The sequence below is a fragment of the Peribacillus sp. B65 genome (genome assembly GCF_058513295.1).
In genome coordinates, this window is sequence record NZ_CP195840.1 from 2,829,225 (window position 1) to 2,851,333 (window position 22,109).

The 22,109-nt window shown below is 39.0% G+C and carries 16 protein-coding genes and 1 pseudogene; 1 reads left to right on the plus strand and 16 read right to left on the minus strand.

Going from position 1 to position 22,109, the window contains the following annotated elements; genetic code table 11:
• From ACSR9O_RS13885 to nirB (ACSR9O_RS13945), 13 genes and pseudogenes are all read right to left on the minus strand, one after another.
• Window positions 1-1,101 carry an ABC transporter substrate-binding protein gene (locus tag ACSR9O_RS13885; protein ID WP_101222183.1) on the minus strand — a complete coding sequence of 367 codons (1,101 nt, stop codon included), beginning with the start codon at window positions 1,099-1,101 and terminating at the stop codon, window positions 1-3.
• A gap of 19 nt (window positions 1,102-1,120) precedes the next feature.
• The gene (locus ACSR9O_RS13890) at window positions 1,121-2,128 is read right to left on the minus strand and encodes a TAXI family TRAP transporter solute-binding subunit (RefSeq protein ID WP_491724545.1); all 1,008 of its coding nucleotides are present in this window, start codon (window positions 2,126-2,128) and stop codon (window positions 1,121-1,123) included.
• Between the two features lie 162 nt (window positions 2,129-2,290).
• Complete coding sequence (locus ACSR9O_RS13895) at window positions 2,291-3,667, minus strand: sigma-54-dependent transcriptional regulator (RefSeq protein ID WP_491724546.1); 1,377 nt, start codon at window positions 3,665-3,667, stop codon at window positions 2,291-2,293.
• A gap of 24 nt (window positions 3,668-3,691) precedes the next feature.
• Window positions 3,692-5,635, minus strand: a complete 1,944-nt coding sequence (locus ACSR9O_RS13900; RefSeq protein WP_491724547.1) for a transporter substrate-binding domain-containing protein — start codon at window positions 5,633-5,635, stop codon at window positions 3,692-3,694.
• A 783-nt stretch (window positions 5,636-6,418) separates the two neighbouring features.
• Entirely contained in the window at window positions 6,419-7,012 is a 594-nt protein-coding gene (locus ACSR9O_RS13905; RefSeq protein ID WP_101222186.1) for a YdeI/OmpD-associated family protein, read from the minus strand.
• 81 nt (window positions 7,013-7,093) lie between these two features.
• Window positions 7,094-7,486 (minus strand): SRPBCC family protein, encoded by a 393-nt coding sequence (locus ACSR9O_RS13910; protein WP_232782906.1) that lies wholly within the window; start codon window positions 7,484-7,486, stop codon window positions 7,094-7,096.
• A pseudogene (locus ACSR9O_RS13915) lies at window positions 7,487-7,813 on the minus strand (ArsR/SmtB family transcription factor); the annotation flags it as partial. It abuts the gene before it with no gap.
• 747 nt (window positions 7,814-8,560) lie between these two features.
• Window positions 8,561-9,022, minus strand: coding sequence for a hypothetical protein (locus tag ACSR9O_RS13920; RefSeq protein WP_230175945.1), 462 nt, complete (start codon window positions 9,020-9,022; stop codon window positions 8,561-8,563).
• 311 nt (window positions 9,023-9,333) lie between these two features.
• A complete protein-coding gene (locus ACSR9O_RS13925; protein WP_063593579.1) occupies window positions 9,334-9,654 on the minus strand; it encodes a hypothetical protein in 321 nt (106 codons plus the stop codon).
• Window positions 9,655-10,010: 356 nt separating this feature from the next.
• Window positions 10,011-10,436 (minus strand): OsmC family protein, encoded by a 426-nt coding sequence (locus tag ACSR9O_RS13930; protein ID WP_101222189.1) that lies wholly within the window; start codon window positions 10,434-10,436, stop codon window positions 10,011-10,013.
• Window positions 10,437-11,109: 673 nt separating this feature from the next.
• A complete protein-coding gene (locus ACSR9O_RS13935) occupies window positions 11,110-12,726 on the minus strand; it encodes a family 14 glycosylhydrolase (protein WP_491724548.1) in 1,617 nt (538 codons plus the stop codon).
• A 446-nt stretch (window positions 12,727-13,172) separates the two neighbouring features.
• Window positions 13,173-13,490 (minus strand): nitrite reductase small subunit NirD, encoded by a 318-nt coding sequence (gene nirD / locus ACSR9O_RS13940; protein ID WP_101222192.1) that lies wholly within the window; start codon window positions 13,488-13,490, stop codon window positions 13,173-13,175.
• 17 nt (window positions 13,491-13,507) lie between these two features.
• A complete protein-coding gene (gene nirB / locus ACSR9O_RS13945; protein WP_491724549.1) occupies window positions 13,508-15,922 on the minus strand; it encodes a nitrite reductase large subunit NirB in 2,415 nt (804 codons plus the stop codon).
• A gap of 195 nt (window positions 15,923-16,117) precedes the next feature.
• Here nirB (ACSR9O_RS13945) and ACSR9O_RS13950 point away from each other — a divergent pair, with 195 nt between their 5' ends.
• Window positions 16,118-16,453, plus strand: coding sequence for a MerR family transcriptional regulator (locus ACSR9O_RS13950; RefSeq protein ID WP_491724550.1), 336 nt, complete (start codon window positions 16,118-16,120; stop codon window positions 16,451-16,453).
• 180 nt (window positions 16,454-16,633) lie between these two features.
• Here the strand turns inward: ACSR9O_RS13950 and cobA are convergent, their stop codons facing one another.
• The 3 genes from cobA to nirB (ACSR9O_RS13965) all read right to left on the minus strand — a co-directional run bounded on the left by cobA (window position 16,634) and on the right by nirB (ACSR9O_RS13965) (window position 22,074).
• Window positions 16,634-17,404, minus strand: coding sequence for a uroporphyrinogen-III C-methyltransferase (gene cobA / locus ACSR9O_RS13955; RefSeq protein WP_434166956.1), 771 nt, complete (start codon window positions 17,402-17,404; stop codon window positions 16,634-16,636).
• Between the two features lie 110 nt (window positions 17,405-17,514).
• Window positions 17,515-19,665, minus strand: coding sequence for an assimilatory nitrate reductase catalytic subunit NasC (nasC, locus tag ACSR9O_RS13960; RefSeq protein ID WP_491724551.1), 2,151 nt, complete (start codon window positions 19,663-19,665; stop codon window positions 17,515-17,517).
• Between the two features lie 87 nt (window positions 19,666-19,752).
• A complete protein-coding gene (nirB, locus tag ACSR9O_RS13965; protein WP_491724552.1) occupies window positions 19,753-22,074 on the minus strand; it encodes a nitrite reductase large subunit NirB in 2,322 nt (773 codons plus the stop codon).
• Between the last annotated feature and the right edge of the window lie 35 nt (window positions 22,075-22,109).

A 22,109-nucleotide genomic window follows, 5' to 3' on the forward strand; every position in this document is an offset into this window, starting at 1 on the left:
TTATTTGAGTTTTTTCCCTAATTCAGGAGTAACCTCTTTCGCCCATCTGTCTGACACCTCGGCACGGATTTCGGCAAACTTGGCGAAATCAGGTTTGAATGTTTTATCACTTGCTTCAAGACCGATTGACTCTTCATATTTCTCTGGGATTTTCATGCCTTCTACCGTAGGATAAAATCCTTTTTCGGAAATTAATGCTTGAGCTTCTTCACTGATTACATAGTTGATGAATTCAAGGGCTTCTTTGCTATTAGGCGTATTTTTCACTAGACCTGCGCTGAAGGCTTGAAGCGGCACGCCTTCTTTAGGCACGGCCATCTTAATCGGAATACCTGAAACGGCTAGTTCACCTATGGAATAACTTCCCATGACCGTTACGTCAGCAGCTCCTTGTTGGATTGCTGGCATCATTTGCGTTGAGTTTTTATAAAATGTATTGGAATACGCTGCAAGATCTTTAGCCTTTTCTAGACCCGGCTCCATATCTTCCGTACTGCCGCCGTTTGATATCGCCAGACCATTAAGGGTATTGAAGCCCCAATCATTCGTAATATCTGAAAATGCCGTTTTACCCTCGTACTCAGGAGAGACAAGATCATTCCAGGATTCAATTGATTTTAACCCTTTCTTTTTGAAGGTTTCCGTATTATAAGCTGGTGCAATGACTAAACCGAATGCTGGCGCGGCCGCCTTTTCAACCGGAATGAAACGCGGGTCCACCGATTTCATATTGGGAACATTGGACTCATCAATTGGTACGATCAGTTCCTTCTCCTGAGCGCGAATTACATCAACCGGTACAAAAAGGGCAACATCTATTTGCGGAGCGTTTTTCTGTAATTCCACTTTGGATAGGATTTCACCTGATAAACCGGAAATATAATTAACAGTGATTCCCGTTTCTTCTTTGAACTTTGGTGCAATCACATCTCGGATGGCACTTTCAATGACACCGCCATTACCGGCTATCGTAATTTTCTTCTCTCCTTTTTCCCCTGCACTTGTTTGTACGGATTCCCCCGGTTTTTGAGGAGTGGGGTTACCACAACCCGCAAGAGCGATCAATACTATTATCGATAATAGACTCATCAGTTTTTTCATTGTCATTGCCTCCCGTTTTTCATTGATTTTCAATAATTCCTTGTTCGGTAAAATAATTCATGGCTCCTGGATGAAAATCGAGTGGAACTTGTTTGGTTGCTTCCTCTATTGAAATATCAGAAGCAGCCGGATGTGTATGCTGTAGTTCAGGCAGATGTTCATATAATGTTTTCACAAGATTGTATGCATGAGGGTCAGACATTTCCTTGTAGGTTACCAAGACGTTTTTAATTGAAATAGTTTGGACATTTTTCTTCATTCCCCTGTATGTATCTCTAGGAATTTCATCATGAGTATAAACTCCATATTGTTTCTGAAGACGTTCAATGATGTCTCCTGGTATTGGAATGAAAGATAGCTCCATTTGTTTGGATATGAAAGCGATTTCATTATTCGGAATTCCCGAAGAAAAGAAAGCTGCATCAATGGTACCATTTCGTAATGCTTCTGCGGATTGTGAAAAAGAAAGATAAGATAAATTCAATTGATCAATCGGTAAATCAGATTCTAACAATACCCGCTCTGCAATAAGCCTTGTACCGCTTCCTGCCGTTCCCACACTAATGCGTTTACCAACTAAATCTTCTAAGGAATCCATATCATTTTGTTTAGCAGTAACAATTTGAACATAATTGGAATATAGGGCCGTTAAAGCTCTTAACTTGGATTTATCCGTCTCTGACAAATCCAGTACATCCACTGTGGTAAAACCAATTTCTGCCCGATGGCGGCTAACCAATTCAGTATTTTCGATGGAAGCATCGGTTACCTGGGTTCCTGACACAGCTCCATTATATTTTTCATACATATTTGATAATCTTTGTCCTAATGAAAAATAAACACCTGTCATATCTCCAGTCCCAATGATTAGCATCCTATTATTTAAATCCTGTCCTTCAGAAGTTAGTTGACTCTGAATCAAGGTAGAAGCAGGTTTAGAAATTTCCTGCTGCTCATTCATAAAAGAACATCCCGTCATGAAACAAAATAACAAAGCGACTTTTATAAAGAGTGCTCCATTCTTCATCTTGGCCCTCCTTTCTTAACGAATTTAGATGCAAATATCATGCCAAGTCGATTTTCTGCTTTAATACGCAAATCCTGCCGATTTTTTGTGTGTTACTCAAGTATAAACCGGCAATTTTTTCCGGTTACACAGAAAAAAATGCCGGTTAACACGATAATCCTGTTATTCTCCTTTTGAAATGAGCTTGATTTTATCACGAAGGCTTCTTTCGGAAATTTTTAAGATTTGAGCTGTTTTTTGTCGATGGTTTTTACAATATTGAAGAGTGGCCGTTATGACCTTTTCTTCTATCTCTTTCATGGAAATGCCAATGGGAATCCTAAAACTGTTAAAATCGTCGTCATTGCCATCCGGCTGGAGAATGAACTTCTGTTCTTGTACATATTGCGGCAAATCGGTTTCTTCCATTCTTTTCGAGTTTGATAGGGCCACAGCATATTCTATAATGTTACCAAGCTCACGGACATTCCCAGGGTAATGATAATCCAGTAAAATTCGACGTGCGGTTGCCGAGAATGTCTTTTCTTCACGATTCATATCCTTAGCGTGCTTTTTTAAAAAATAATCCATAAGGATCGGTAAATCTTCTTTTCTATCTCTTAAAGGCGGCATCGAGATGGGAATGACATTTAGCCTGAAATACAAATCCTCCCTAAATTCCCCTTCCATCACCATTTGCTCCAGGTTTTTATTGGCTGCACTTATAATCCGGACATCCAATGAGATTTTTGTATTAGATCCCAGTGGCGTCACTTCCCGTTCCTGCAATACCCTTAATAATTTAACTTGAAGAGGAAGGGGCATTTCACTAATCTCATCCAGAAAAAGGATGCCTCCATTAGCAGCAACGAATTTCCCTTCCTTCCTCTGAGTTGCACCGGAAAATGCTCCCTTCTCGTAACCGAATAATTCAGATTCCAGCAGCATCTCAGGAATTGCTGCACAATTGACAATCTGCATGGGATTGTTTTTCCTTCTTCCCAGCGTATGGATGTTTCGGGCTACAAGCTCCTTACCAGTACCACTCTCACCCGTGATAAGAACACTGGAATCAATATCTTTCACTCTTTCTATCATTGAGAAAATACGTTGCATCGCTTTGCTGTTACCAAGGAAGTTACCGAATCCCTTTTGAATCTCTAATTCTTCATGTAATGTCTCCAATTGATTGGACATCTGTTTGAATTCGGCTGCCCTCATCAACAGCAAAGAAAGTTCTTCAATATTAATTGGCTTTTCAATATAGTAGTAGGCTCCTTTTTTTATAGCCTCGATGGAAGTTTCAATGGATGAATAGGCAGTCATCATGATGACTGTCACGTTAGGTGCTATTTGTTTGGTTTTCTGTAGGACATCAAGTCCACTTTTATTCCCTATTCTCAAATCAAGTAACACAATATCAAAGTGCTGATTCTCGATCTTTCGAAGACCCTCATCGGGGTCAGTAGTTGTTACGACTTGATAGGAATCTTCCAATGCAAAGCTAAGAGCGGTGCAAATAGCAGGTTCATCATCAATCACCAATACATGCATTTTCATATTACTCCTCCTCTTTCCAGGCTTCTATTCGATATATAAAGGTAGTAAAATGGTGAATTTCGTTCCTGAATTAGGATAACTCTTCACATGGATATCTCCGTTATTCTCTTTAATTAGCCTATACGATAACGTAAGTCCCAAACCGACTCCCTTTTCTTTATTTGTGAAAAAAGGTTCGAAAATATGGTACAGTTCCTCCTGTTTCATCCCTTTTCCTGTATCGGATATGGTAATCCGCCCTGTCTTTTCGTTCTCTTTATCAATGGTGATATTAATGGTCTTTTCCTTTGTTTCTTCAACGGCATGAATCGAATTCAACACCAAGTTAAGAAGTACTTGTTGAATTTGTTGTAAATCTATATAAAAAATAAGGTCCTCCTCAATCGTCTGCTCGAAATTTATTTGGTTTTTTTCCATTGTCACCTTATGAAAAGCAAGTAATGATATAAGTTCATGAGCGTGACAATTGGTAATATTTGGCGGACGCGGACGTGCATATTCAATTAAATCGGTAACAATCGCATTCAAACGATTAACTTCTGTAGGCAAGTGTTCCATTAGAACTTGTCGGAATTGAGGATTATCATATTTACTCGGAAGTAAATCAATGAATGTTTTTATCGATGTCAAAGGATTCCTTATTTCATGTGCGACGCCTGCAACGAGTTGACCAAGAGCGTGCAGCTTTTCTTGTGTGACCAATTTTTTCTCCAATGTTTTCTTTTCCGTCTCATCACTCATGGAAAGCAAATATCCGGTTTGTATATCTTCAGAATTGAACATCTTATGCATCGAATATGAAATCATCTTCTGTTCATTTTCCTCATTAAGTACCAAGATCCGAAAAGAACCCGTGCGATTATTCTCCTTTTGTTCTTGATGTAAAGCTTCGAAATTCTTCATTAATTGTGAATGATTCATAAGATTCAGAATCATTTCCTTGGAAATGTTGAGAATGTCCGATGCCTTTGCATTGCAGCTGGTAATCACGAAATCGAGATCGAATGTGATGATTCCATTATTGATATTGTTTAAGATTTGATCTTTAAATGCTTCAGCGTTAGCGATGTTTTGCCTTTGTTTCTCTAAATCCTTATTTAATAAATATAATTTTAACGTCTGGTTATGAACGGATTTTTTTAGCTTTTGATTCCATATGTAAATGAATAGTAGGATAAGGGCTACTGCAGTTAAGCTGATAATCAACCAGAATATGAATTGCTCCAGCCTAGCAATTTTTTGATTGGATTGTGGCATGACCCATTTATCAATTATCCCATTGATATTCCGGTTTGCTTTAAGTTCTGTCAGTGTATTATCCATCATGAAAAGAAGCGATTGATTCCCTTTTTTTACTGCAATCGTATAATCCGCCGGTTCAATGACTTCATCAAGAATGATGTAATTCTTTTCTTGGCGGAATTTTTTTAAATAGAAATCAGCAGTCCATTTGTTTCCGATGAATACATCTGCACGGTTGTTCAATAATGTTAAAATACCCGAGTATTGATTCGAAACGGTCGTTAAATTTGTATTCCTCATATTGAGAAAAGTACTGATTACTGGAGTGTTATGGTCAAGGACAACATGTGAATCACGTAGATCCGTTAACGTATGAATTTCCTGTTTCCTTTTACTAGGAATGATTATTGATTGGGACATTGTAAAATAGGATTGAGTGAAATCAAGTCGGTTATCTTTTTCGGTATTATAGGTACTTCCAACAATGGCATCAATTGTTCCGTTACTCAAGGCTTTTTCGGCTTCTTCCATCCTCATCGGAATATATTTGAAATCTACGCCATTATATTTTGCTATTTCCTCCATTAAATCAATATTGATGCCTGTCAGCTCACCAGCTTCATTTTCAAATGAAAATGGAGGAAGAGCACTTTCTCCAGCAATTATAAAAGTCTTTTGTTCAGCAAAAACAGCGGGAGACCAAAGCGTTTGAACATAGACTATCATGCAAAATATACTTAGTTTAAACAGCTGCTTTTTAATTAAGAGCCCTCCTTCTGTGTCAAAATCCTTGCAGTCAGTGTTTCTCGGCTAAAACACCATGATAATATACTTCTCCAATAAGGGCTTGAACCCTTTAAAATGCAAAGAATTCTTGACACAATCTAACAATTTCCTACAAAAAGTTGTGTAATTCTGTCTTAACAAATAAATTTAACCCCAGCAACCTTTGCTGGGGTTTAGGTTAGAGATAGACTTCTTATTTTAAATTAGAAGAAGAGCCAGTTTGTTTTTTAAAAATCCAGTTGATTTCAGAATTTCGCTCCCTTTCCGCCGCCTGTCTGCCAAGCCTCCTCGAAGCAAGCGTCTGTTTAGACTCTGCTAGCCAGTTATTCGGGCAGGAGTGTCGCATATTTCTTCAATCTAATGGGGGTTTCATTCTAAAAAAATGAAGGATAAACATGTCTTTCTTTAAAATCATGGTTGGCATTGAGACACTTCGGAACATATAGATGCATTGGCATTTTTATGTTAAAGTAATTTCCATTTCAAGGCTTATTAACATTTGCCGTAACGCTCCAAGATGATAAGTTGAGTGGGCAGTGGTCGCATTTTCATTTGTCAGCCATTTTCCTAAATCGAAATTTCAAAAAAAGCCCAATTTCCCAGTATTAAATTGAGAAATTGGGCTTTTTTGTTACTCGATAAAAGTCCCTATAATGGAATAACACATTATTTTCATTACTTAGTTTCTTTAAGGATCATTACTTTTTTTTCTTATCGAATATACTAATCCTTTAATCCCTTTCCATTGAGAATATTCTGCATACATTTTTCAACTCTTGACTCTCGAGTTTTAGATTGTTTCGGTTGAGAAAAATGAAGAATGTATGCTCTTTGCCGTCCCGGGGTCAATGCTTCAAAAGCCGTTTTCAAGGCAGGGATTTCATCGAATTTGTTTTGAAGCTCATCAGGAATAATGAATTCTTCGTTCTTTTTAAAATTCACTTCCAAACCGGCTTTTTCAACTTCAATGGCCTCATGAATATAGGCTTTCAGAATGGTTTCCGTTGCTACTATTTCTTGAAGATTGGTGAACCGAATCTGGCGCGCCCCCTGTACATTCTCCGTTTGTTGGATTAGAATCCCATGGGGATCCTTTAACAAGGCACCTTTGTGAAACAGAAGCGCACAATATTCTTTAAATCCATGTATTAAAACGATGTTTTTTTTCTCAAACGTGTAACAAGGATGCATCCACTTAAATTCTTCGGTCAGCCCACAGTCAAGAACGATATTTCTCAGCGTCTCATATTCTTCCTTCCACTTTTTAGCTTTACCTAAAAATTCATCAACCTTAGGATTCATTCTACTATTTGACATCACGGAACACTCCTCTTTCCGAGCAGTTTGCTTTTCTTATGCGTTAGCTAAAAACTAAAAAACAGGTTCAGAGATTTGATCTTACATTTCCTCTAACAATTTATTAAGATCTTCGCCCATTTTCGCCCAACCATATTTCGCACCATTGAACGCTTGATCTTCTTTTTCGAATCCTGATTGTTCAAGATGTAAATAGGTTGTTCCATCCTCGTGCTTTAATGTCCATGTGACTGTAGTGTTTATCCCGCCACCTACCCAAGTGTAAGATAATCTATAAGGCTCCTCAACTTCAAGAACTTCGGAATCGATAACTAAATTCCACTGTTCATTCCGGAACTGAAATTTATGTCCGACGACAGGTTTAATATCATTAGCCATTACCCACTTCGCAAGAGTATTTGCATCCGTTAAGGCGAGCCACACCTTCTCGATTGGGCTCTTAAAATTAAAATCTTGTGATACTGTTAAATTCATCTTTTGTTCCTCCTCTAATATTTGGTTTAAAAGCAGCATTCTTTCACTCCAGAATTTCCTATAAAACGATACCCAATCCTCAATTTCCCTCAACGGGGCAGCATTCAGCCGATAACGCGTTTCCCTGCCGATCTTTCTGCTGATTACGAGACCAGCCTCTTTAAGGATTGTCAAATGCTTTGAAACCGCAGTACGGCCCATTTCAAAATGTATAGTCAACTCATTGAGTGGCAATTCTTCCACGTCCGCCAACAAACGTAGCAATTTACGTCTTGTTGGGTCAGCGATGGCTGCATAAATATCACGCTCTTGATTTTTCTCGTTCAAAATCACCCCCCCCTTTTAATTGGACACCGATTGGTGTCTTTTATTATATGACACCAATTGGTGTCCTGTCAATTTTAGTATTGACACATGGTATTTGTTTTATTCTCCTATCATCAAGTATATAGGTTCCTTATTTACTAGTTGTTCAATAGATTAAGCTTCAACCTTATTAAATCCTTTTACAACTAAATTTCCCTGTTTGATACAGTACATTTGTTAAGAAACTAACACTTATACATAAATAACCAATTGTTAGCCGCTTTTTTTGCAAAAGATCAGAATCGAAAACGGGCATCCTAAAAAACTTCGTAAACTTGGAAGTAAGCAGCGATATATCCTCATTGATAAGCAAAGTGGAAAGAATTTAACCGGCCTCAATATCAGGCAATGCTCTTAATCATCCGCGAGGGCGGAGGTTTATTATTCCTTGATTCACTAGACAAATTGGGTAGAGATTATGATCGTATCATTCGAGAAAGGAAGTATATCCCCCGATATCCGAAAGCAGATATGAGACACATTTGATAGGAGGAAATCCAGAGGGTGAGGGTGATACGGGGGAATTAATGGTGGACAAATTTTAAATTCAGCTTTCATATTGATTTGAGCGGGTGTGCGAGACTTCTGCGGGAAAAGCTAGTCCAGGGGAGATCCCGTAGGCGCAAAGGCGCCGAGAAAGCTCCCGGACCGCCCGCGGAAAGCGAGTGCCTGAAGAGGAAATCAATTACAAACCCTCGATATAATAAATTATTTGTCTATTTCAAGACTTTTTAACATTTGACGTAATGCTCCAAGATGATAAGCTGAGTGGGCAATGGTCGCATTTACATTTGTCAGCCATTTTCCTAAATCGATTGTATCGATTTCTTTGAAAAGAGTTACATATTCCTTATGTAATCCCTCCCTTATTTCCGCCCATTTCACCTCATCAACTTGAGCAATGGTCCAGCTTGCGTCCCAGTCTTTTTCAAAGTCTGTGCCACTAATCATTGTTCGGATTACCCATAAATAATACCGTGTGTGGTCTGAGTGAGCAGCAATGGTTGATCCATTTATGGAACGTGAAGCGTCTTCTGCGGTTAAACCATCAAGTGTCCCAAAAATCCCTGTATTCGGTCTTGAATCTGTATAATAGCTCCCATCATTTCCCGGTCCTTCAAACGTTTCTTTCAAAAGCATTTTTATCGAACTTTTCAACATCTCGCTCATCTCAAATCCCCCCAATTAATTTAATCGACTTCATTACTTTATAATACACTAAGAGAAACCATTAATCGTTTTATTTTGTTAAATTAATCCAGAAATAACGCGAGTTTATAGAATTACTCGCTGAACTGGCATAAGGTAAAGGCTTCCTTTAACAGTTAACAACCCTATATGGTATTGACGCTGCTCTTAACATGGTGAATAAAATAAAAATACCTTAAAAAGACCGTTCCTTAAAAAACAGGAACGGCCTTAATTATTTATCTAAAAAATATGATTCAGTTTGATAAGTATAGAATGCTAAGTCTAAAGTTTTAGTAGCTTTTCAATCGCTCCTCCAGGGACACAATTCTAAACTTTAACTCTTGATTCGAGTCTAAGCCCCCTATTACAATTTGATTATCTTCCGTAATGGTGACATATCTGAAGGTTTCTTCGCCGTGAATCTTTATTTTTGTCTCCAATGTCGTTTCCATTTTTGCAAAAACTTGATCTGTGTATGTAAGCGGAAGAAGATCATCTAATCCTTCTTCAGGGCTGCCGAGCCACTTAAACATGAAATCTTTCAATGAATATTGTTCAATCATCGATAAATGATTTTTAAAAATTAATTTGTCAATTGTTATCTCTTTCAACTTAACCACTCCTCAATAGTATCTAAAGTTTATATGGATAAACTCATAACATCAAGGGCATTCCAATGACAAACCATTACATTTTGATTACTTGCTGACTAAATAAACCCTTTCCTTCTAAAAAATGGAGTTATGTTACCTTGAAAATAAATTGGAGAATGATTTTTTTTAAAAATACGACTAGGATTAACATGTAGAGGGATTATTTTCTGAGATTTGCACGTTTTGGTATTGATGATTATCCGTGAAACAAGGATGTTCATTTCAGTCGAAAACAGCCTCCATTTGATTATGAAATGAAGGCTGTTTTTCTTATATGAAAAATGAATAAACTACTTTCAGTTAAAGCCATTAAATTATAATTCTTGTTTTCCTTTAACACCATTTATCGAATAGCTGATTTTAATGTTGGCATTTAATGAGTGATATACTGAACAGTACGTATTTTTTGATAATTGAATTGCACGGACCACTTTATCTTCAGGCAGATCACCCTCTAATAAATAGTGAATATGAAAATCGGTAAACCGTTTAGGATGATTTTCCGATCGTGCCCCTTCTATTTCTATTTGAAAGGCCTTTGTTTCAAATCGCATTTTTTTTAATATCATTACAATATCAATACCTGTGCACCCAGCAAGAGAATGTAAAAGTAACTCCGTGGGTCTGGCTCCGCTATTTTTTCCTCCTGCTTCTTCGGCAGCATCCATCTTAATTTCATGTCCCGACGGAGTTGTGCCAGAAAATGCCAGTTCCCCTGTCCATGTAATCATTGTCTTCATATATTTCAATTCCTCCCTTTCTTGTTGTTTTGTTCTGTTCTAAAAATAGTCCGTATTTCCATTTAACGTAAATGCATTTCATTTAAGTATTAAAAAATATTTCCCCAATGGGGTCAGTGCGTAAATATACAGTGCACTGGGCTTCTGGATTTCTTAAACTCTAACTTTTGATGACTTTCCATACCTTATATTCTTCCCACAATACCTAATTAGTTAGTCATACTGTAAAATTTGAACATTGGCCTTAAGGCACTCGCTTTCCATGGGTGGTCTTGCGCCCAGTGCGCCTCAGGACGCGCCCTTCCCGCGGGAGTTTCGAACACTGGTTCCAATCGACCTTTGTATTAAATTTTAGATTGAAACACTCAAAAAAAAACATTCCAGGTGATTTCAGAAATCCGCTACCTTTCCGCTGACTGCCTGCCAAGCCTTCTCGACGCGAGCGTCTGTGGGGTCTCGGCTAGCCAGTTTTTCGGCAGGAGTGTCGCAAATTTCTTCAATCTATTCAGGGGTTCATCCATATATTTATGTGTAAAAAACAAGATGGATAACTAAGTTTACCTATAGAACATGGTTGTGAGAGCTTTTCGAACCGCCATTTTTGGATATAATGGTTTTAAAATTTCGATAGAAACATTTTAAGCTTGCAAAATGAAAGACATCATTTCTTCATTTACCAAGCAGTTTTATAGTTTCCTTCTCCACTCAAAGGAGTTTTATAACTATTATTTTCCCCATCTTGCCATGTGATATTGCCATTTTCATCTTTTAGGACGAACTTGAATTCATAAAATCGATTTTCGGCTAATAGAAATGTTCCACTCCAGCTGCCTTCTGTGCTTTGAGTGAGTTTATATTCGTAATCCTCAGGATTCCATCTGCCTATTTCTCCTCTATCCCCAATTAAGTAAACTCCATGTGTGGCAGGTACATTTTCAACTGTGAATGTAACTGGAATGGACATGCCTTTCAATTTATCAGCCATCATCCTGAACTCATTTGTTGGATTTCCTTCATCGTCGAATAAATAGGACATCCTTAGCAAGGTAAATCCCTCAAAATCATGGTTAAAAACCATTTCTGCTATATTGTCAAAGCCCGCTTCATTGTTGATCAGCGGGAGTGCATTTTCCCCGTTTAATGAAATTCCTTTTTCATTAGCCAAAGAAGCAATATGGGTCACCAACGTCTTAGGAGCGCTATATGAAGGCGCAGTATGTGCATCTTGATTTCCCATTTCCAAACAGGTGAACGTGAGGGCCATCTTCGATTTTTTAAATTGATTCAATAATTGGGAGTAGTTATAATACCCTGCACTATACTCTGCTGAATGCGGCAGTACTGGATCATTCATTTTCCAATGGACGCCTGAGATTTTAGCTCCAATTGGAACGCCAAAGACTTCATCAAAATGTTTATGGGCAAATTTAGAGATTTTTGCAAGATGCTTTTCGAGTGCACCTTGATACCACTGCATAAAGTCGTATCCAAATTGAGTGTCGATTGCTCCGCCCCTGGTGAAAAATTCATCCCCATTTCCTGGCGGCTGAACCTCTTTCCAGTTTTTATACGTTTTGCCCCAGGCAGCATTTAATTTTTTTATTGTTGAATATTTTTCTCTCATGTTAAGCCTGAAATCACGTTTCGCTCCTTCTGTATAAGCTTGGAGCTTTCCCCTTTCAGGATATTCCCAGCCATCAGCATTTTGATAGGAGGGGTATCTTAGTTCCCCAGCTGGCCCTGCACTTAAATATATTTTAGCTATTAAATCCTTCTTATCAGCAAAGTTCACTGCAAAGGATTTATACAATTCGTTGTACTGATCGGCTGTACCTTCCCACCATGGAGCAAGTACCTCCTTATTCCAGAAACCACTTTCACTCTTGAATGCCATGTTTTCTAGAGTGTCTTTATTCCAGAGCCAACTCGGGATGGGATAGTTGCAATCATCCCCCACATTACCGCCGCATTGATGTGTAGACAAAATGGGCACCCATTTTAAACCAGAAGCTTTTACGGTTTCAGCGTATTTTTTATAATAAGTCCAATCAAACTGATTATCTTTTTTACTCTCGACTAATCCCCACCAAATATCTGTCGTTATTGCATATACTCCATTTTCCTTCAACTGGGTTAACTGTGCTTCAAATGCCTCCCAATCTGTTATTTCACCCAATGGGGCCATTACATAAAGCTTGTAATCTGGTTTTTCTTCTGCTATTCCAGGTGTATTTGATAAAGGAACAAAATACAGCATAAAGGTAAAAACGCCAACAGATAATTTGTTCATAAAAACGCCAACCTTCCCCTATAACTTTATTCATTTGTTCATCGAAATCGCTTACATTCATTCGTTTTAATAAAGGAATTCCTATACTAGAAAGTATATTGCCTTTGGAAATATTTATCAATTATTCTGCCAGGGAAATTTAGTTCAAAACACAGCAAAGAAAAAATGGATAGTCTTAGAGACTATCCAGCAGACTGTAGACAAACTCAATGAAAATCGAGTCTGTCTTTAGTTTTTTTATGGTTTGTGCAATGAATGTTGCCTCCAGCACTCGCTTTCTGCGGGCGGTCCGGGAGCCTCCTCGGCGCCTTTGCGCGGGGTCTCCCCTGGACGTGCTTTTCCCGCAGGAGTCTCGAACACCCGATCCAATCAACTTGTTTTAACTTTTAGATAGAACCCTTTTGTCTACAAGATGGATAGTATAAGAGACTATCCAGAGCAGCTGGTTATAAAACGATATAAACATTATCATCTTCTATTTCAACATTGAATGTCCTAACGCAACCATTATCAGGTTTTTGGACTTCTCCATTCTTGACACTGATTTTCCAGTCATGCATCGGGCAAAAGACGTGATCACCACTTACAATGCCTTCCACTAGAACCCCACCTTTATGTGGGCAACGATTTTCAATTGCCCGGAATTCACCATTTGCCAAATGAAAAAGAGCAATTTCATGAGAGCCTATGGTTACTGTTTTCCCCAGGTTTTTTGGCATCTCATTTACTGTTGAAACCTTTATCTTTTGAAGAGTTTTCCCCATTTAGGCTGCCCCCATATTCATTTATTTGATATAGCTGGAATTTTCACTTTTTGGAATAAACCGGTTTGGATTGCATTGCTCTCAATGATTTCTTTCCACGGTTCTTGCAATACGGATAAGGCCTCATCCAAGCGTTGATTAAGCTCCATCCTTTTTTGCTTATCACCAATAATCGCCTTAATGGTATCGAACCCTACACGCTCAACCCAGACAGATGTTCTTTCTAAATAATTGGCAGTCTCTCGATAATGTTGGATGTATGCACCCGTAATTTCAATTACCTCATCACTTGTTTTCACTTTGCATAATAATTCAGCAGCTCTTAAATGGGTTCCGCCGTTGCCGCCAATATAAATTTCCCATGCACCGTCCACTCCGACAACACCAAGATCTTTGATACCGGATTCAGCACAATTACGAGGACATGCCGACACAGCCATCTTAACCTTATGCGGTGTGCCTACACGTTCAAATTTCTTCTCCAGGGCAACGCCCAGCCCAATTGAATCTTGGGTGCCAAAGCGGCAAAAGTTTTCACCGACGCATGTTTTCACAGTTCGAAGGGTTTTTCCATAAGCATATCCAGAAGGCATATCCAAGTCAGCCCATACTTTTGGAAGGTCTTCTTTTTCAACGCCGAACAAATCTATTCTTTGCCCGCCTGTAACCTTAAGTAACTTAACATTATACTTATCGGCAACATTTGCTATTTTCCGTAATTGATCAGGATTAGTGACACCTCCATACATTCTTGGCACAACGGAAAATGTACCATCCTTTTGAATATTTGCATGTAGCCTTTCATTGACATAGCGGGATTCTTTTTCATCTTCATATTCAACAGGATGGATCATGCCTAAGTAATAGTTCAGTGCCGGTTTACACTTCGAGCAACCATCACTTGTATTCCAGCCGAGAACATTCATGACTTCCCGAGTATGGGTCAGATTTTTTTCGCGTATTTCAGCAACAACCTCATCTCTGGATAATGTGGTGCACGTGCATATGGATTCCTTCTGGTTTGACTTACTGAATTCAGCGCCTAATGTCAGCTCGAGAATATCACCGACTAACGGCTTACACCCTCCGCATGATCTCGAAGCACTTGTGCAGCCTTTTACTTCCTCAATACTTGTTAACCCATTAGATTCGATAGCCGTCATAATATCGCCCTTGGTTACTCCATTACAACCACAGATGATTTCCTCATTTGACATCGCAGTGACAAGACTAACACTAGTTTCACTCGTTCCAGCGTTTAAATATTCGGAAACCTCGGCATTTTTATTGATCATGCTCAATAGGTTATTGCTTTCCTTTGTATCCCCGAATAATACCGCACCAGAAATTTTTCCATTTCGAATCATTACTTTTTTGTAAGTGCCATTCCATTCATTAAATTCCTTGATTGATTTAGCTTGTTCATCCTCGAAAATTTCTCCAGCCGAAAATACATCAACACCAGATATTTTTAACTTAGTAGACAGCACTGAACCCTCGTAAGCTTTGTCTTCGAGGCCGCAAATCCTTTTGGCCAATACTTTGCCCTGTTCATATAGGGGAGCGACCAAACCATATACCATTTCACGGTGTTCCGCACATTCACCGACTGCAAAAATATTCGGGATTCTTGTCTCCATATAATCGTTCACGATAATTCCTCGATTGACAGGGATGCCGCAATCTTGGGCCATAGCAACATTTGGCTTAATCCCAACGGCCATGACCACTAAATCAGCGCTGATTTCCTCGCCATCACTAAAGCGCAATCCTTTGACATCAATTTCACCTAAAACCTCCTGAGTCTGTTTCCCAAGATAAAAATTCATCCCCTGGCTTTCAAGTTCCCTTTGCAGCATTTTTCCTGCTGCTGGATCTAACTGTCTATCCATCAAATATTCCGAAAGGTGAATAACATCTACCTGCATACCTAGATTCAAAAGACCCCTGGCTGCTTCAAGACCCAGTAATCCTCCACCAATGACAGCAGCCTTTTTGTTATTTTTTGAATATTCGATCATTTTTTCACAGTCTTCAATATTTCGAAAGGCTGTCACTCCTTTTTTATCAGCTCCGTTTATCGGTAAAATGAATGGAATTGATCCGGTAGCTAAAATTAATCGATCATATGCGACTTCACGATTTGCATCTGAATATATGATTTGCTTAGTGGTGTCGATGTTCGTGACAGTTTCACCTGAAAAAAGTGTAATATTGTTTTCTTTGTACCAGTTCCAATCATTTATTGTTATATCATCTATCGTCGTAGCCCCTTGCAATACATTCGATAGTTGGATTCGATCATAATTCGGATGCGGCTCACTTCCGAAGACAGTCACCTCAAACCTTTCCGGTTGAATTTTCAAAATTTCTTCTATACATCTTACTCCAGCCATACCATTCCCAATGAGTGCCAATTTCTGCTTAGCCATGTTTTGTCCTCCAATAAGATTTTTTTGAAAGGATGATATGATTGATTATAGGTGACGTCACTTTTTATCGCCACAAGTGTGTAATAAAATCTTACATAGTTTTTAAAAATTAATAATTAATGTTAGTTTTTATTACAAATATTCAGAAAATTAGGATATAATATCCTTATTGATCTAGCATAAATCCAAAATGAGGTGATTTTCATCGTCCAGCAAAATGAAACTTATTTAGACAGAAAAGTAATTTCCATAGGGGTGGTCAGAGAATTAACCGGACTATCCGATAGACAAATCCGTTACTATGAAGAAAGAAAACTCGTTTTCCCCGAAAGATCTAAGGGGGGTAACCGTAAATACTCTTTTTCCGACGTTAAGGCATTAGTGGAAATTGCCGATAAAATAGAGGATGGAGTGCAAACCAATGAAATTAGGCAGGAAAAATTAAAAGAGAACAGAAAAATTGAACAGGAAAAAATGCGAAAAAAAATGCTGCAGGGCCAATTAAATGCACACTTTGGCCTACGCAATTGATTTTCGCTAAGCAACCGTAATTATAAGCCGATTCACTACATACCGTAACTATGCATATTTCAAACTTCGATTAGCCAGGTAACAAATTCACTTTACATCTATAAAAACTGGACATGATGACTTTCATGTCCAGTTTTCATTTTCATTACAGTAAAAGTTTTTGGGGTAATCATTCCTCTTCTAAGCGAACTCCTTATCTTTTGTCTTCTCTGAAAACCATGATAGCTTCTCGGATAATTTCACCACTTCTCCTATTACAATCATTGCGGGATTGGCAACCTGCTCTCTTGTAATAATCCCCACTATTGAGTCGATTGTTCCTGTAAAAGTTCGTTGAAAACCTGTCGTTCCTTGTTCAATGACAGCGATGGCGGTTTCAGGCTTCTTTCCGCAGGATTGTAATTGTTTACAGATATATGGCAGGTTTTTAATACCCATATAAATTGCAATGGTGTCAACACCATGTGCCAAATGATGCCAATTGATGTTATCAGGTTTGCCGGTCACGCAGTGTCCCGTGACAATTGCGAAGGAACTCCCCCATTCCCTGTGAGTCACGGGAATTCCAGCATAAGCTGGCGCAGCGATTCCAGACGTGATTCCAGGAACTATTTCAAATTGAATTCCGTGCTTCACTAGTACTTCTGCTTCCTCACCGCCTCGTCCAAAGATGAAAGGATCTCCCCCTTTTAGACGAACAATCGTTTTTCCCTCCATTGATTTACTAATTAACAATTGGTGAATGTCCTCTTGAGGGACATAATGTTTACCAGGCGCTTTACCGCAATAAATATATTCAGCTTCAGGTTTACCGTATAAAAGCAATTCACGATTTACCAATCGATCATACAAGATGACATCCGCTTCCGCGATGCATTTGATTGCCTTGACAGTAATTAAGTCCGGATCACCAGGTCCGGCACCAACAATATAGACCTTACCTTTTTGCATCCTTTTTCCCCTTTTGTTGTTTAGTCATGAAAGCCCTGTGTAATTAGGCTCTGCTGTTCAATTATGATAAAACCAAAAATACATTATGATGAACGGGAAGAAAACCTCCCTTAATGAGACGTTAACTCAACTATTGGATGAACTTTTACAGCACTGACTTTAAAGCCAGGCATTTTGCATGTCGGGTCTAAATCCTGTGAAACGAGGCGATTGACATTTTGTGAGTCTGCCCAATGAAAAGGAACGAAAATTGTATCATGGCGAATGGTTGCTGACCATTTGCTTCTTACAACAATACTTCCCCGCCTTGATTCGATTTTCACCAATGTATTGTCTGGAATATGATATTTCTTTGCTGTTTCCGGATGGATTTCCATATATGATTCGAAATTTCTTGCGGCTAATGATGAGCTTTTTCTCGTTTGTACTCCTGTTAAATAATGTGACATGATTCTCCCTGTTGTTAAATAAAGGGGGAAATCCGTACATGGCTGTTCTTTTGGAACAAGAGGCACATTATTAACCACAACCATGGCCGCCTTTCCATCCGGATGGGCAAAGGACTTTTCGAATAACCTTTTTGTCCCTTTATGGTCAATGGTTGGGCATGGCCACAATATGCCTCCTTCTTTTCTTAATCGATCATATGTTATACCATAATAATCAGCGGTCCCCCCGCGGCTTGCCACTCTCAATTCTTCGAAAATCTCTTTCGCAGATTGAAAGGGGAAATACTCCTCTTTTCCAAGAGCTTTTGCTATATCACAAATGATTTGCCAATCATGCTTCACTTCCCCAGGGGAGGAAAAACTGGCTTCCCGCAAGGTCACCCGTCCTTCTAAATTTGTCATCGTTCCTTCATCCTCTAAATAAGACGAAGTAGGTAAAATTAAATCTGCCAATCTAGCAGTTTCAGAAACGAACATGTCTACTGCGACAAGAAACTTTAATTTTTTCAAAGCCTTTTTGACAAAGTTAGCATTGGGATTTGAAACAATTGGATTGGAACACATTAAAAACATGCCTGTAATTTCACCTTCATTTATCTTCTCTATCAATTCGTATGCCGATACGCCTTTACGCGGCAAATCGGCTTCATCAATTCCCCATATTCTTGCAATATGTAATCTATGTTCCTCATTTTCAATCATACGATACCCCGGCAGCTGGTCAGCCTTTTGGCCATGTTCTCTTGCTCCCTGCCCATTTCCCTGTCCAGTGATAGCTCCATAACCGGAATTCACTTTTCCAATTTTCCCTGTAGCAATAAGAATATTAAGAAAATTACGAACGGCGGCCGAACCATCTGTTTGCTGTTCAACTCCCCTTGCTGTAAAAATCATTCCTGATTCTTCTTTACCGAACATTGCAGCCGCTTTTTGAATTTGGTCGATAGGCACCCCTGTCATTTCTGCAATTTCCTCCAACTTTAAAGATGTAACATACTCTTTAACTTCGTTGTAGCCATTTGCACGGTCCCGGATAAATGCTTCATCAGTAAAACCTTCTTCAATGATCACTTTCAATAATCCGTTTGCCAAGGCGGCATCCATCCCTGGTTTTACTTTTAGATGTAAGTCGGCCATTTTCGTTGTTGCTGTTTCTCTTGGATCTACAGCAATGATATATGCCCCATTTTGTTTCGCTTTTTCGAAGTATGGCATGATTGTCGGCTGGCATTCCGCAATATTCGTGCCCGCCAAGATAATGCACTTTGTGAACGGAACCTCTGATAAGCTGTTGGTTAGGCCCCTGTCCATTCCAAACGTTTGGCTTGCTGCCGAAGCAGCTGCGGACATGCACAATCGGCCATTATAATCTATATACTTTGTTTTTAAAGCTACTCTTGCAAATTTTCCAAGCAAATATGCTTCTTCATTTGAAATGGATGCACTTCCATATACAGATAAGGCATTTACACCATCTTCCGCTTGAATTCTTGTGAAATTCTCCTTAATGTGATTTAATGCCTCCTCCCAAGATATTCGAATAAATTCACCATTTTTTTTAAGTAATGGGTATTTGATTCGGTCGTTATGCAATGCATGTTGGTGTGCATTCATTCCTTTAATGCATAAGCGCCCCTCTGAGGTTGGATTATCTTTTCCAATCGTCATATACTTTTTTCTTGTCACTATTGTTTGTTCCAACAGCTGCATCTTACATTGCATACTGCAAAATGGACATTGTGTTTCATATCGTTTTTCTGATTGGACCTCTTGTTGCTTCGCGCGGAAATATTTTAATAATAATTCAGTCAAGGCTGCTCACCCTCTACTCTTTGATTTCTTCTGATACAAACATTATCCGTTTATCTAAAGGTAATTCCACTTAGTTCATTCACTCATCTACGCCATTTCCAATCGTTGAGATAGTTGCTGGCTAAGTTCATTATCAAACAAAACTTCTCTAACATGAATTAAGCCCACTCGTTCAATCCATTGCCAAGTCCGTTCTAAGTAATTGGCTGTTTCACGATAATATTGAATAAAGCCGATGATGATTTCAATTGCTTCATCATTTGTCCCGGCTACACATAACAGTTCACCGGCACGAATATTACGTCCGCTGCTTCCGCCCACATATATTTCCCAGCCCCTGTCAACGCCCATGACACCTATATCTTTCGTTGTTGATCCTGCACCGTTATGCATACAAGCAGATATGCCCATCTTAATACGATAAGGTGTTGATACATGCTCCAATCTTTTTTCCAAATCTACAGCAAGTAAAAGGGATTGCTGTTTTTCACAAGAGCAAACATTCTCACCGATACATGTTTTGACGTTTTGAACGGTGTTACCATATTTCGAACTTAACGGCATGTCTAAATCAGCCCACACACCTGGAAGGTCTTCTTTTTTCACACCCATTAAATGAATCCTTTGTTCACTTGTTACCGCCACATGAGATATATCATATTTATCTGCAACATTTGCAATTTTTCGCAAGTCTTTCGCATTCGTCATCCCGCCGTACATTTGCGGGATAATAGAGTATCGATTATCACTTTGAACTGTTGCATTCTTTTTTTCATTTATGAATAGGGTTTGCTGCCTGATCTCGTATTCTGGGTGAATCATCCCTAAATAATAGCTAAGGGCCGGCCGGCAAGTTGAACAGCCTCCGTCATTTCCCCACTGAAGAACATCCATCGCTTCTTCGACAGTTTTTAAGTCTTGGAGCTGCATTTTATACACGACTTCATCTTCCGTTAATGTCGTACATGAGCAAAACGCAGTTTGTTTCTCATCCTGAGTAGAGAGATTACTTTGAATATAGGTCAAAAGCTCGGTAACTGCCGGCTTACATCCACCGCAAGAACCGGTAGCCTTTGTGCATTCTTTAACTTGTTCCACTGTTGTTAATCCCTTTTTTTGAACAGCTTCAATGATTGCACCTTTTGAAACAGCATTACAATTGCACATGATTTCATGGTTTGACATCGAAGCGATTATTCCCTCACCCGTACTTGGTGATTGGAACAGTGCACGCTTTTCCTCTGATGATACTACTTGGCGCTTTAAAATCATATCGAGTAATCGCGAGCTGATGTTTGTATCTCCATACAGCACAGCACCTATTATTTTTTCCCCTTGAAAAACCACCTTTTTATAAACACCATCTAATTCATCAATAGTTGTGATTGATTTCGTTGTTACATCACCAATGAAATCTCCAACAGAGAATAACTCAACTCCTGATATTTTCAACTGGGTGGACAGGACCGAGCCTTGGTATCCGTTGCATTTCATCTCACAAATATGCTTTGCCAGCACTTCACCCTGTTCATATAGAGGTTTCACCAGTCCATAAACAATGCCTTGATGTTCAGCACATTCACCAACCGCATAAATATTTGGGCTGCTGGTTTCTAAATAATCGTTTACAATAATGGCACGATTTGTATCAATTCCGCTTTCTTTGGCCAACTGAATATTCGGTCTGACTCCCACAGCCATAACGACCAAATCTGCTTCCAGCTCCGTTCCGTCTTTAAAACGGACGCGCTCTACACGTTCGTTGCCGATTAACTCCTGTGTTTCCTTTTTCAAAAGAAAGTTCATTCCCTGGTTTTCCAACTCTTTTTGCAGCAAAAGTGATGCCTTTGAATCAAGCTGCCTTTCCATTAAATGGTCAGCAATATGAACGACATGCACTTCCATACCAAGGTTTAACAGCCCTCTCGCTGCTTCTAAACCTAATAAACCACCTCCAATAACGACAGCTTTTTTATATTTGCGTGAAGTTTCAATCATCTTTTGGCAATCTTCAATCGTCCGAAATGCAATGACGCCTTCTTTATCAACACCGGTAACAGGAAGAATAAACGGGACAGAACCTGTGGCAATTATCAGCTTATCGTAGTAAACTTCCCGTTCTTTGTCCGTTTTTAACTTCCGAGTCTCTTTATCAATTTTTACAACCGTTTCCCCTGTGAACAATTGGATATTGTTCTTCGTATACCAGTTTCGATCATTTATCGTAATATCTTCAAAAGAAGTGTTGCCTTGGAGCACAGTCGACAATAAGATTCGGTTATAGTTGACGTGTGGTTCACTGCCGAAAACAGTAATCTCAAAAGCAGCCGGATCATTCCTGATAATTGATTCAACACAGCGTAATCCCGCCATTCCGTTCCCTATAAGGACCAGTTTTTGTTTAAACATTTTATCCCCCCAAATAAGTACTGAAACAAGCCGAT